The sequence below is a fragment of the Variovorax sp. M-6 genome (genome assembly GCF_052114385.1).
Lineage (GTDB): Bacteria > Pseudomonadota > Gammaproteobacteria > Burkholderiales > Burkholderiaceae_C > Variovorax.
The window spans coordinates 138,497-151,808 of record NZ_JBFREQ010000009.1; the positions used below are offsets into that span (position 1 = coordinate 138,497).

Sequence of the window (13,312 nt, forward strand, 5' to 3'; positions counted from 1 at the left end):
GCAGTGCAAAGGTCGAACATCGCGTTCGATGAAGTGGGCGCGATTTCGCGCTCAGAATGGGCGATGGCCTCGCCTCCTTCGGTTTGCGTGTTGTCCCGCGTGGGGGCCGGTGGCTATGTGCGAATCGACAACTTCGGACCGCACACCCAACTCGAAACCGTGCTCGTCACGATCGAGGTGAAGAAGCACACCTTCGCGCTGCGGGTTCATGGCGACAGCATGAAGGGCCGGGGGGCGAATTCGTTTCCGTCCGGGACGATCGTGGTGATCGAGCCGGACATGAAGGCCCGGCCGGGCGACTTCGTCATCGTCCTGAATCGCGCCAGGCGGGCCACATTCAAGCAGTGGGTGCTGATCGGCGACGTGTCCTACCTGCGACCGCTCAACAAGCGCTTCAAGACCCGGCTTCTCGGCGACGGCGAGATCGTCGGCGTCGTGCGCGAGGCCATCTGGCGCGTTCGGTAGTTGTGCCACTGCGCGTCGGGGAATTCGACGCAATGCCGCTTGTGCAAATACCGGCACGCCAGTATAGTTACACTTGGAAACAACAGCGCCGCTCGAGTGTGTTTTCGGGCTGGGCCGCGTCTTCCATTTCCTCGGAAGCGCCCTGCCCAAGCGATGGGTCGTTCCATCCCGCGAAAGCAATCAACTCGACATCCATTGGCGAAAAACGCTCCGTTCATCTGACTCCCGTCGCGCCGTTCGCGGTGGTGCTTGCATCGCCCCGCCCGAACTCTTCAGCACCTGCGTGCTGCCCGCGCCCTCTCCTTCCAGCCAGAACGCGCTCCCTGAGTGGCAGCGTGTCCGAGGCGCGGTTCGGAGACAAGAGAAAACAAGCTCCATCCATGCACAACAACCAAGAACATCGACCTTTTCATTTTCCTGTCTTGAAAGCTGCTTTCGGGGTCGCCGGTGTGCTCGTTCTGAGCGGCTGCGCATCCTTCAACGTGGATACCGCCCAGCTGTCCACGCAGGAAATACGCACGACGCTGCAGCAGGACAAGGCCACGCTGCAGCGTGATGTCGAACCGCTGACCGGTCCGCTGACACTGGATGGCGCCGTCGCCCGCGCCATCAAGTACAACGCCGACCGCCGATCCCGGGCCATGGAAGAAGCCGTTGCGCTGGGCACCTTCGAGGCCGGCAAGTTCGACATGCTGCCCAAGCTGATCGCCGCGGCAGGCTACCGCGATCGCAGCAATGACCTGATCACCCGCAGCGTGGACTTCGTCACCGGCAAGCCGTCGCTGGCCAATCCGTACATCTCCTCCAGCCGCGAGGCGACCACCAGCGAGATCGGCATTTCGTGGAGCCTGCTCGACTTCGGCCAGAGCTACTACGCCGCACGCCAGAACGCCGACCGCGTCATGATCGCCGGCGAGCGCCGCCGCAAGGCGCTGCACAACCTGATCCTGGACGTGCGCACCGCCTACTGGCGAGTGGTCGCGGCGCAAAAGCTGATGCCCTTGCTGCGCACGACCATCGCCGATTCGGAGCAAGCGCTCAAGGATGCCCGCAAGGCCGAGGACGACCGCATTCGCTCGCCGCTCGAACCGCTGCGCTACCAGCGCCAGTTGCTGGAAAACCTGCGCCTGCTGGAAACCATCGAGCAGGAGCTGTCGACGGCCCGGGTGGAGCTGGCGACCTTGACCGCCCTGCCGCTCGCCAGCGACTTCACGGTGGTCGAACCGGCCAGCGAGGTGAACACCGTCTGGCTGGAACAGCCGCTGGACAAGATGGAAGAGACGGTGCTGCTGCGCAATCCGGACCTGCGCGAAGGCATCTACAACGCCCGCATCGCCCAGCAGGAAACACGGCGCGCGCTGCTCAAGCTGTTCCCCGGCCTGTCCTTCAACTACGGTGCCAAGCACAGCACCGACGACTTCCTGATCAACCAGAGCTGGAACGAAGTCGGCGCGCAGCTGTCGTTCAACCTGCTGGGGCTGCTGGCGGCCCCGGTGCAGATGCGTCTGGCCGACGCCGGCGTCGCGCTGGCCGACCAGCGCCGCATGGCCATGCAGATGGCCGTGCTCACCCAGTTGCACATCGCCCGCCTGCAATACGCCAACACCGCCAGGCAGTACGAACGCTCCGACGCCATCGCCCAGGTCGACGGCCGCATCGCGCAGCATGTCGCCAACCAGGCCGATGCCCAGAAGCAGTCGGCGCTGGACCGGATCTCGCAGCAAAGCACGTCGGTGCTGTCGCAGTTGCGCCGCTATCAGGCGCTGTCGAATGCGCAGGCGGCGGCATCGCGGCTGCAAGCCACGCTGGGCATGGAGCCGTCCGTCGATGCCTCGTCCAGCATGCCGCTGGCCGCGCTGACCGAGGTGGTCGCCACCTCGCTGCAATCCTGGAACCAGGGCCGGTTGCCGACGCTCGAGGGAACTCATTGATGTCCGCGTCACCGAGCGCCCGCCTGCGCCGTGCGCTGGCCTGCGCGCTGGCAATTCTCGCCCCGGGCATTCATGCGGCCACGCCGGAACCCGCGGCCGGTTCGGCGCTGGAGACGCGCGAGGTGCGTGCCCAGCTGGCGCCGCGCCGCTACACCACGCTGGCCGCCGAGATCGGCGCCAAGATCAACCGCCTGCCGCTGGCCGAGGGCGCGGCCTTCAAGCAAGGGCAGGTGTTGGTGCAATTCGACTGCTTGCTGCAGCAAGCGCAGCTCGCCAAGGCCCAGGCCGCGCTGATGGCGGCCGATACCGCCTGGCGCGGCAATCAGAAGCTGGCCGAGCTCAACTCGGTCGGCAGAATCGAACTCGACGTCTCGAAGGCCGACGTGCTCAAGGCGCAGGCCGAGGTCGCGGCCAATCGCGCGCTGATCGGCAAATGCCAGATTGCGGCGCCCTTTTCCGGCCGCATCGCCGAGCAGAAGGCGCGCGAGCAGCAATACGTGCAGCCGGGCCAGGCGCTGATGGAAATCCTCGACGACAGCCAGCTGGAACTGGAGTTCATCGTTCCATCGCGCTGGCTCGCCTGGGTCCGCAATGGCACCGCCTTCACCGTCCACATCGACGAGACCGGCAAGACCTACCCGGCCAAGGTGCAGCGCATCGGCGCCCGCGTCGATCCGGTCAGCCAGTCGGTCAAGCTGAACGCGGTCATCGATGGCCGCTTCGGCGAATTGGCCGCCGGCATGAGCGGCAAGGTCTTGATGGCGCCACCGCAGCGCTAAGTCCCTCACCCACTGTCCGGCTGCTCCAGTCGCGCTTTTCCAGATGCCTGCCATGAATCCGTCGCTCTCCCCTCTGCGTCTCCCCGCCGGTGTCCTCGGCAGCCGCCGTCCATTGCGTCCGGCGTCGCAGCTGCTTGCGCTGGAACAGCGCTTCATGTTCGATGGCGCCGTGGCCGACGCCGCCCACACCGCCCACGACGGCGCACCGCCGCCCGTCCCGCCGGCGGTGCAGGTGCGCGCCGCCGAACCGGCCAAGGATGACGGCAAGAAAGAGGTGGTGGTCGTCGACACCTCGCTGGCGAACTACAAGAGCCTGGAAGCGGGCGTGCGCGACGGCGTCGGCATCGTCGAATTCGACGGCAGCCGCAACGGCCTGGCGCAGATCGCGCAGTGGGCCGCCACACAAAGCGGGCTGGACGCGATCCACATCCTGTCGCACGGCTCGGAGGGCATGGTCAATCTCGGCAGCCAGCAGCTGACCGAGTCGTCGCTGGCCTCGGCCGCGACGCAGGCCGAACTGGCCGAACTGGGCCGCGCGCTGAGCGCCGACGGCGACCTGCTGCTGTACGGCTGCGACGTCGCCTCCGGCAGCGGCGCCCGGCTGCTGGACGGTATCGCCCGAGCCACCGGCGCCGATGTCGCCGCCTCGACCGACCTGACCGGCGCGGCCCGCCTCGGCGGCAACTGGACGCTGGAGGCGCACAGCGGCGACATCGATGCCCGCGAGCTGGCGCTGACGCAGTACGACGGCGCGTTGACGGTGGTGCCCTTCATCTACGGCAGCGACGGCGACGACTTCACGCCGAGGACCAGCATCACCAAGACCGTGCTGGACAAAACCGGGTCGGGCAGGACCATTGCGTTCAGCGGCCCAGAGATGTACATCTACAACAACGGCTCGCCGGACGACGGTCTCTATGCGTACGCGTCAGACGGCAGCAGTGGCGTCAGGCTCACCGTCAGCGCCCCGACAGGGTACAGCTTCGACATCAGCTCGTTCGGGGTCCAGAGCTATGCCGGGGCGGTCCACTTCGACGTCACCTGGGCCGACGGCACGACCAGCAGCTTCACTCAGGGAGGCATCAACAACACCGGCGTCATCAGCACGGTCTCGAGCTTCAACACCCCGCTCAACGACATCCGCAGCGTCACGATCACTTCGAACGACTTCACGACCTTCCAGAATTTCAACATCACCGACGTCAAGGCGCTGCCGCCGGTCGCCAAGGTCACGAACGCCGGCCTGTCGGTGGACACCGGCACCAGCGGCTCCGACTTCATCACCCAGATCGCGGCCCAGACCATCGGCGGGACCCTGTCGGCCAACCTGGCCGCCGGCGAGCGGGTCGAAGTGTCCTACGACAACGGCAGCACCTGGAGCAACGCGACCACCTACGCCGTGGGCTCCAGCGCGTGGAGCACCACCACCACGCTGGCCGGCAGCAGCACCTTCCTGGCGCGCGTGAGCAACGCCGACAGCGCCAGCACCGCCTACTCGCACAGCTACGCGCTGGACACCGTGGCACCGACCACCAGCTTCAGCAACATGGCGCTGTCGGCCGACACCGGCACCAGCGGCAGCGACTTCATCACCAGGACGGCGTCCCAGACCATCACCGCCACGCTCAGCGGCGCGCCGGCCGCCGGCGACATCGTCTACGGCTCGGTCGACGGTGGCAGCAGCTGGATCGACATCACCAGCAAGATCAGCGGCACGTCGCTGAGCTGGAACGGCGCCACGCTGAACGCCGGCAGCAGCGCCATCATGTTCAAGGTCACCGACGCGGCCGGCAACGACAGCGCCCTGAGCTTCCAGAACTACACGCTCGACACCACCGCGCCCACCACCAGCGTGGCCACCGCCACGTTCTCCAACGACAGCGGCACCTCGTCGACCGACTTCATCACCAACATCGCGTCGCAGACCGTCAGCGGCACCCTGTCGGCCAATCTGGCGGCCGGCGAGCGCGTCTACGTCTCGCTCGACAATGGCAGCACCTGGACCGCCGCCACCGCCACCGTCGGCCAGAACACCTGGTCGCTGAGCGGGCGCACGCTGACGGCCAGCAGCACGCTCAAGGTCAGGGTCAGCGACACCGCCGGTAACGACGGCGCCGTGCGGTCGCAGGCTTATGTCTACGACACCAGCGCGCCGACCATCACCTTCGGCAGCCTGTCGCTGTCGGCCGACACCGGCGCCAGCGGCACCGACTTCATCACCAAGACGGCGTCCCAGACCATCACCGCCACGCTCAGTGGCGCTCCGGCCGCCGGCGACATCGTCTACGGCTCGCTCGACAACGGCGCCACCTGGACCGACATCACCGGCAAGGTCAGCGGCACGACACTGAGCTGGGACGGCGTCACGCTGGCCGGCAGCAACACGCTGATGCTCCGCGTCACCGACGCTGCCGGCAACGACGGCGCCGCCGCCACCAGGGCCTATTTGCTCGACACCAGCACCCCGGCCACGCCCGGCACGCCGGTGCTGGCCACGGCCAGCGACACCGGCCCGTCCAGCGCCGACGGCATCACCGCCGACACCACGCCGACCCTGAGCGGCACGGCCGAGAACGGCAGCACCGTCACGCTGTACGACGGTGCCACGCTGCTCGGCACCGTCACCGCCGGCGCCGGCGGCTGGACCTACACCACCGGCGCGCTGAGCCAGGGCAGCCACACCTTCACCGCCGTGTCCACCGACGCGGCCGGCAACGTCTCGGCCGCCTCCGCCGGGCTGACCATCACCGTCGACAACGTGGCGCCCACTGTCGCCTCGGTCGCGGTGCCGGCCAACGGCACCTACAACAGCGGCGGCGCGCTGGACTTCACGGTCAATTTCGACGAGACGGTCACGGTCGACAGCACCGGCGGCACGCCGCGCATCGCCATCGTGGTCGGCGCCACCACCCGCTATGCCGACTATGTGTCCGGTTCGGGCACCAGCGCGCTGGTGTTCCGCTACACCGTGCCGAACGGCGACCTGGACGCCAACGGCATCACGGTCGGCGCGCTGTCGCTCAACGGAGGCAGCCTGAAGGACGGCGCCGGCAACGACGCCGTGACCACCCTCAACAGCGTCGGCAACACGGCCGGCGTCCATGTCGACGGCAACCAGCCCAGCGTCATCGGCGTCAGCGCCAGCACCGCCGACGGCGCCTATGGCAGCGGCCAGACCATCACGATCACCGTCGATTTCTCCAGCGCGGTCACGGTCGACGCCAGCGGCGGCACGCCGACGCTGGCCCTCGACGGCGGCGGCATCGCCACCTACACCGGCGGCTCGGGCAGCACCACGCTGACCTTCAGCTACATCGTCGGCGCCGGCCAGAACAGCGCCGACCTCGACTACGGCTCGGCCAGCGCGCTGGCGCTGAACGGCGCCGCCATCATCGACGCCGGCGGCGCTCATCTGGCCGCCTCGGTCACACTGGCCACGCCGGGTACGGCCGGCTCGCTGGGCGCCAACAAGGACATCGTGATCGACACCGCGGCGCCGACCAACACCGTGGCCGGCGCCGCCTTCTCGGCCGACACCGGCACGTCCGGCAGCGACTTCGTCACCCGCACCGCGGCGCAGACCGTGAGCGGCACGCTGGCGTCCAACCTGGCGGCCGGCGAGAACGTCTACGTCTCTCTCGACAACGGCAGCACCTGGGCCCTCGCCACCGCCACCGTCGGCGCCAACACCTGGTCGCTGGCCGGCCAGACGCTGACCGGCAGCGGCACGCTGAAGGTGCGGGTCAGCGACGACGCCGGCAACAACGGCGCCGCCTATTCGCAGGCCTATGTGCTCGACACCACCGCGCCCACGATCAGTTTCGGCAATGTGGCGCTGTCGGCCGACACCGGCGCCAGCAACAGCGACCTCATCACCAACACAGCCGTCCAGACCCTCAGCGCCACGCTCAGCGCGGCGCCGGCGGCTGGCGACATCGTCTATGGCTCGCTCGACAACGGCGCCACCTGGACCGACATCACCAGCAAGGTCAGCGGCACCACGCTGAGCTGGAACGGCGTCACGCTGGCCAGCAGCGACACGCTGAGGCTCCGCGTCACCGACGCTGCCGGCAACAACGGCGCCGCCACCATCCGGGCCTATGTGCTCGACACCACGGCGCCCACCACCAGTGTCGCCAGCGTCGCCTTCTCCAACGACAGCGGCGCCTCGGCGAGCGACTTCGTCACCAATGTCGCGGCGCAGACCCTCAGCGGCATGCTGTCGGCCAACCTGGCCGCAGGCGAAACCGTCTATGTCTCGCTCGACAACGGCGGCACCTGGACTGCGGCCACCGCTTCGGTGGGCACCAACACCTGGTCGCTGGCCGGACAGACACTGGTCGCCAGCAACACGCTGCTGGTCAAAGTCAGCGACGCTGCCGGCAACGACGGCGCCGTTCTGTCGCAGGCCTATGTGCTCGACACGACCGGGCCCACGATCGTCTTCAGCAACCTGGCGCTGTCGGCCGACACCGGCACCAGCAGCAGCGACTTCATCACCCGGACGGCCGCCCAGACCATCACGGCGACCCTCAGCGGCGCGCCGGCCGCCGGCGACATCGTCTACGGCTCGCTCGATGGCGGCAGCACCTGGACCGACATCACCGGCAAGGTCTCGGGCACCACGCTGACCTGGAGCGGCGTCACGCTGGCCGGCAGCAACACGCTGATGCTCCGGGTCATCGACGATCTCGGCAACCACGGTGCCGCCCATTCGCAGGCCTACGCGGTCGACACCACCGCGCCCACGATCGGCTTCGGCAACCTGGCGCTGTCGGCCGACACCGGCACCAGCAGCAGCGACTTCATCACCCGGACCGCCGCCCAGACCATCACGGCGACCCTCAGTGGCGCGCCGGCTGCGGGCGATATCGTCTACGGCTCGCTCGATGGCGGCGCCACATGGACCGACATCACCAGCCAGGTCTCGGGCACCACGCTGAGCTGGAACGGCGTCACGCTGGCTTCCAGCGGCACGTTGATGCTCAAGGTCACGGACGCCGCCGGCAACGAGGGCACCACCACCAGCAGGGCCTACACGCTCGACACCGCGGCGCCCACCACGACAGTGACCTCGGCCACGCGGGCCGACAACGGCAGCGTCAGCGGCCTCCTGTCGGCGCCGCTGGCCGCCGGCGAAACGGTCGCTGCGTCACTCGATGGCGGCGCCACCTGGGTGCTCGCCACGATCGGCGCCGACGGCAGCAGCTGGTCGCTGGCCAACGCAGGCACCGGCACATTGCAGGTGCAGGTGCGCGATGCCGCAGGCAACGCCAGTGCGACCCTGGTCGTCGATGCCAGTGCGCCGGCCGCAGTGCCGCAAGTGCCACAAGTGCCGCCGGCGCCGCGGCCCGAGCTCCAAACCACCCCGGCGATCGCCGTTCCGCAAGACAGCAGACCCCAGGCGCAGACGACGACGCCCGGCGAATCCGGTGGTGGCGCGGTGCCGCAATGGCCGGGCTTCTGGGTGAGCAGCGTCGACCACAGCGTCTCCGCACTCGATTCCGCCGCGCTCTCCGCTTCGGGCTTGGGAGCGACTTCCGCGCCCCGGCTGGCGCAAGCGGCGGGCGACGGCGGCTTCCAGGGCCTGGTGCTGCCGAATGGGCCGGGCAGCGGCGATGGACTGGTTGCCAACCGCCCGATCGCCGACCTCGACGTGCGCAGCGGCGGCCAGATCTCGCTGCAGTTGCCCGCCGACACCTTCGCCCATGCCGACGAGAGCGCGGCGATCCAGCTCCGCGCGCTGTCGGTGGACGGCAAGCCGCTGCCGAGCTGGCTCAGGTTCGATGGCCGCACGGCGCGCTTCGATGGCACCCCGCCACTCGGCTTCGAAGGCACGCTCCAGTTCAAGGTGGTGGCGCGCGATGCCCAGGGACGCGAGGCGGTGCAGGTCTTCAAGATCACCATCACCAAGGATGGCCAGGGCGCCAAGGTCGCCCATGCCGAATGGGGGCATGGAATCGCAGAACCGGCCGGCCGAGCAAGCCTGAACGATCAGCTGCGCGCCGCGCGCGGGGCTGCCGCCGAGCGCCTGACCGCGCTGTCGCAAAGTGCGGCGGCGGCGAGACTGCGGGCATGAACCACGGCGCACCCGCCAATCCGCTACTGAAACTTCTCGAACTGGCGCAGCGCGCCCGCGCTGCGGGCAGCGGCAACGAACTGGCCTTTCTGGCGGTCAACGACAGCCGCGAGTTGGCGCCATACCGCCAGGCCGCGCTGTGGTTCGGCGCCGACGGCGTGCACACGCTGTCCGGCGTGGTGGCGGTCGAAGCCAACGCGCCGTATGCGCAGTGGCTCAACCGGTTGTGCCGCGCGCTGGCCACGCACCACGAGGCCGGCGGCGCGCTCGCGGTCGATCGCGCGCCATTGCCGGTCGACGTCACCGCTGCCTGGGACGAGTGGTTGCCTGCCTTCGTCACATGGGTGCCGCTGCGAGGCTTGCAGCGCCCCGTCGACGGACCGGTCGATGGCGCCGCCGACCAGGCCGGCCTGCTGCTGGCCGGCGACGCCCCCTTGTCGCCTGCGCAATTGGCGCTGCTCGACGAATGGATGGATATCTGGCAGCACGCCTGGCGCGCCACGCACCGGCGATCGCGGTGGTCGGTGGCCGCGCTGCCGGCGCGGCTGCGCGGCTGGTGGCGCGGTGGTCCGCAAGGCAAGCGCTCGCGCCGCCGGCTCGCCGTGGGCCTGGCGCTGCTGGCGGTGCTGCTGTGCCCGGTGCGCCTCACGGTGCTGGCACCGGGCGAACTGGTGCCCGCCAATCCGGCCACCTTGCGCGCGCCGCTGGACGGCGTGATCGCGGATTTCGCGGTTCGCCCCAACCAGGCGGTGGCGGCCGGCGAGCTGCTGTTCTCCTTCGACCAGGCGCCGATCGACAGCCGCCTCACCGTGGCGCGCGAAGCGCTGGGCACCGCACAAGCGGAATACCGGCAAGCGGCGCAAATGGTGCTGAACGATCCGCGCGCCAAGGCCCAACTGGCCACGCTGCTCGGCAAGATCGCGGAGAAGCAGGCCCAGGCCGCGTTCCTCGAAAGCCAGGCCCGGCGCTCGCGCGTGCTGGCGCCGCATGCGGGCATCGTGCTGTTCGACGATCCGTCGGAGTGGATCGGCCGCCCGGTGCAGACCGGTGAACGCATTCTGCAGGTGGCTTCGGCCACCGATGTCGAAATCGAAGCCTGGGTGCCGATCGGCGACGCCATCCCCGTGGCCGACCAGGCGCCGATGCACTTGTACCTGGCGGCGTCGCCGCTGTCGCCGGTGTCGGGCACGCTGCGCTACATGAGCCACCGCGCCACGCCTCGCCCCGATGGCAGCTACGCCTACCGCGTGCGCGCCAGGCTGGACGCCCCCACCGACCAGCGCATCGGCCTCAAGGGCACGGCGAAGCTGGCCGGGGAGCGCGTGCCGCTGATCTACTGGGTCTTGCGGCGGCCGCTTGCCAGCATTCGCCAGTTCCTCGCTCTTTGAGGCCGCATGCAGTCGGTCCTACCCACCCTGCGTCAGGAGCTGGCCATCGGCGCCGGCCCGCGGCTGGCCGACGGCCAGCCCAGCTGGACGCTGCACGACCCCGTACGCAACCTGTTCTTCCAGCTGGACTGGCCCAGCTTCGAAATGCTCAGCCGCTGGGACTTGGGCGATCCGCGGGCGGTGCTCGCCGAGATCAACCGCGACACCGCGTTGCAACTCGACAGCGAAGCGCTCGACCGCCTGATGGCCTTCCTGCGCGACCAGCAATTGCTGCAGCCGGCGAGCGGGTCCGCCGCCTCCCTGGCCGCCCTGCGCGACAAGCAGCGCGGCAATTGGCAGCAATGGCTGTTGCACAACTATCTGTTCTTTCGCATCCCGCTGCTGCGGCCCGACCGCTGGCTGACCTGGCTGCAACCGCGACTCGCGTTCCTGTTCAGCCCCGCCTTCCGCGGCTTGACCATCGTCGCCGGCGTGCTCGGACTGGCCGGCGTCTTCCGCGACTGGGACCGCTTCTCCGCTACGCTGATGGACACGCTGAGCTGGAATGGCGCGCTCCTGTACGGCGCCGCCATCGTGTTCGCCAAGACCTGCCATGAAATGGGCCACGCGCTCACCGCCAAGCGCTACGGCTGCCGGGTGCCGACCATGGGGCTGGCGTTCCTGGTGATGTGGCCGGTGGCCTATACCGACACCAACGAAGTGTGGAAGCTGGCGCGCCGCGGGCAGCGGCTGGCGGTGGCCGGTGCCGGCATCGTCACCGAGCTGGGGATCGCCGTCTGGGCGACCCTGGCCTGGACCTGGCTGCCGGAGGGCGGACCCAAGCAGGTCGCATTCCTGCTCTCGACCACCACCTGGATCACCACGCTGGCCATCAACGCCAGCCCCTTCATGCGCTTCGACGGCTACTACATGCTGTCGGACTGCCTGGGCCTGCCCAACCTGCACAGCCGCGCCTTCGCACTGGCACGCTGGGACTTGCGCGAACGCCTGTTCGCGCTTGGCGAACCCGCGCCGGAAGCCTTCCCGCGCCGTCGTCAGACGGGCCTGGTCCTGTTCGCCTGGGCGGTCTGGATCTACCGGCTGGTGCTGTTCCTCGGCATTGCGGCGCTGGTCTATCACTTCTTCATCAAGGCGGTCGGCATCGTCCTGTTTGTCGTGGAGATGGGCTGGTTCGTCGCGCTGCCCGTGTGGCGCGAACTGCAAGCGTGGCGCGCGCGCTGGCCCGCGCTGCGCCGCAGTCCCCGGGCCCGCCGCAGCGCCTTGCTGGCGGCGCTGCTGGCGTTCGCCCTTTTTCTGCCGTGGCCGGACCGCGTGCACACCTCCGGCCTGTTGCAGCCGCAGACCCGGCTGGCACTCTACGCCCCGGCACAGGCCGTGCTAGATGCGCTGCCGGTCGCCAATGGACAGGCGGTGCAGCCGGGCCAGCCGCTGCTGCGCCTGTCCTCCGCGGAACTGGACCTGCGCGCCAGCGAGGCGGGCACACGCCATGAGCTGTTGGCCTGGCAATCGGCGGCCTCCGGCCTCGATGCGGCCAGCCGCCAGGATTGGCAGGTACTCAACGACCAGTTGGCGTTCGCCCATGCCGAGCAGGCGGCCGTCGGCACGGACCTGCAACGCTATCGCCCGGTCGCCCCCTTCGCCGGCGTGATGGTCGATGTCGATCCCGACCTGCGTCCCGGGGAATGGCTCAAGAGCCAGGAATACCTGGGCTCGCTGGTGGCCGCCGACCGATGGCAGGTGGTGACCTATGTGGACGAGGAGGCGGTGCGCCGCATCGCCCATGGCGACCGCGCGCTGTTCGTCGCCGACGGCCTCGCCGGACCGGCGCTGCGGCTGACCGTCGCCAGCATCGATCGCAACGCCAGCCGCACGCTGGGCGAGCCGGAGCTGGCATCGCTGTTCGGTGGCGACGTGCTGGTGCGCGAGAAGAACGGCACGCTGTTTCCGGAACACGCGGTCTACCGCGTGGTGCTGGACGCCGACTCGGCCCTGCCTGCCACCACCCCGGCATGGCGCGGGCGCGTCGCCATCGCCGGGCAATGGGAAGTGCCGGCGATGCGCTTCCTGCGCAGCGCCGCCTCGGTGGCCTGGCGCGAGGCCGGGTTCTGATTCAGCCGCAGGCTTGACCCAGGTTCGTCGCCTGAGGGTTGGCGGGGCGCGGATTTCAGAAGTCGGAAGTCCCGAATATCCGTGAGAGCAGCCAAGGCAATCTTTCACAAGGCGCTCAAGACTCAAGGGCGACCGTCGGTGGGCATCTTGCTCGATGGCCATGCGGCCTCGCATCGCGCGGTGCGGGAATCGCCCAACCACACCTGTCCCCGCAGCTTGCTTTCAATGAAGCACAAATGTGCTACATTGACTTCCCGTTGACCTGAGGGCCGCCATGTCCACGACCACGATTCGCATTGAAGAAGCCCTGAAAACTCGCATCGCGACTGCCGCGGAGCGAGCCGGCAAATCCCCCCATGCCTTCATCCTGGAGGCGCTCTCCGAGACGGTCGAGCGCTGCGAAATGGACGAAGAGTTGCATCGAATCGCAGATGAGCGCTGGTCCGCTCTGCAGAGCACGGGCAAATCGGTCCCTTGGAAGGACGCCACGACTTATCTTCGGGCGCGCGTGGCCGGCAAGAAGCTGCGTCGTCCGGCGTCTCGCAAGCTGGCGCGCTAAAG

7 protein-coding genes and 1 pseudogene are annotated in these 13,312 nt (G+C 68.9%); all 8 read left to right on the forward strand.

Translation table 11 applies throughout. The annotated features are described in order from the left end of the window. Positions 1-63: 63 nt before the first annotated feature. The 8 genes and pseudogenes from AB4Z46_RS12905 to AB4Z46_RS12940 all read left to right on the forward strand — a co-directional run bounded on the left by AB4Z46_RS12905 (position 64) and on the right by AB4Z46_RS12940 (position 13,310). On the forward strand, positions 64-465 hold the full coding sequence (locus AB4Z46_RS12905) for a LexA family protein (RefSeq protein ID WP_442283889.1): 402 nt from the start codon (positions 64-66) through the stop codon (positions 463-465). A gap of 422 nt (positions 466-887) precedes the next feature. Continuing rightward, on the forward strand, positions 888-2,396 hold the full coding sequence (locus AB4Z46_RS12910) for a TolC family protein (protein WP_442283890.1): 1,509 nt from the start codon (positions 888-890) through the stop codon (positions 2,394-2,396). After that, positions 2,396-3,175, forward strand: coding sequence for an efflux RND transporter periplasmic adaptor subunit (locus AB4Z46_RS12915; RefSeq protein ID WP_442283891.1), 780 nt, complete (start codon positions 2,396-2,398; stop codon positions 3,173-3,175). The genes AB4Z46_RS12910 and AB4Z46_RS12915 overlap by 1 nt, the downstream gene beginning before the upstream one ends. Positions 3,176-3,227: 52 nt before the next feature. Beyond that, a complete protein-coding gene (locus AB4Z46_RS12920) occupies positions 3,228-9,254 on the forward strand; it encodes an Ig-like domain-containing protein (RefSeq protein WP_442283892.1) in 6,027 nt (2,008 codons plus the stop codon). After that, positions 9,251-10,642 carry an efflux RND transporter periplasmic adaptor subunit gene (locus AB4Z46_RS12925; protein WP_442283893.1) on the forward strand — a complete coding sequence of 464 codons (1,392 nt, stop codon included), beginning with the start codon at positions 9,251-9,253 and terminating at the stop codon, positions 10,640-10,642. Before AB4Z46_RS12920 ends, AB4Z46_RS12925 begins: the two co-directional genes overlap by 4 nt. A 6-nt stretch (positions 10,643-10,648) precedes the next feature. Further along, positions 10,649-12,751 (forward strand): HlyD family efflux transporter periplasmic adaptor subunit, encoded by a 2,103-nt coding sequence (locus AB4Z46_RS12930; protein ID WP_442283894.1) that lies wholly within the window; start codon positions 10,649-10,651, stop codon positions 12,749-12,751. A gap of 69 nt (positions 12,752-12,820) precedes the next feature. Next, positions 12,821-12,940: pseudogene (locus AB4Z46_RS12935) on the forward strand (IS6 family transposase); the annotation flags it as partial. 85 nt (positions 12,941-13,025) lie between these two features. Then, positions 13,026-13,310: a CopG family ribbon-helix-helix protein gene (locus AB4Z46_RS12940; RefSeq protein ID WP_442283895.1), complete on the forward strand. Its 285-nt coding sequence runs from the start codon at positions 13,026-13,028 to the stop codon at positions 13,308-13,310. Positions 13,311-13,312: the final 2 nt, after the last annotated feature.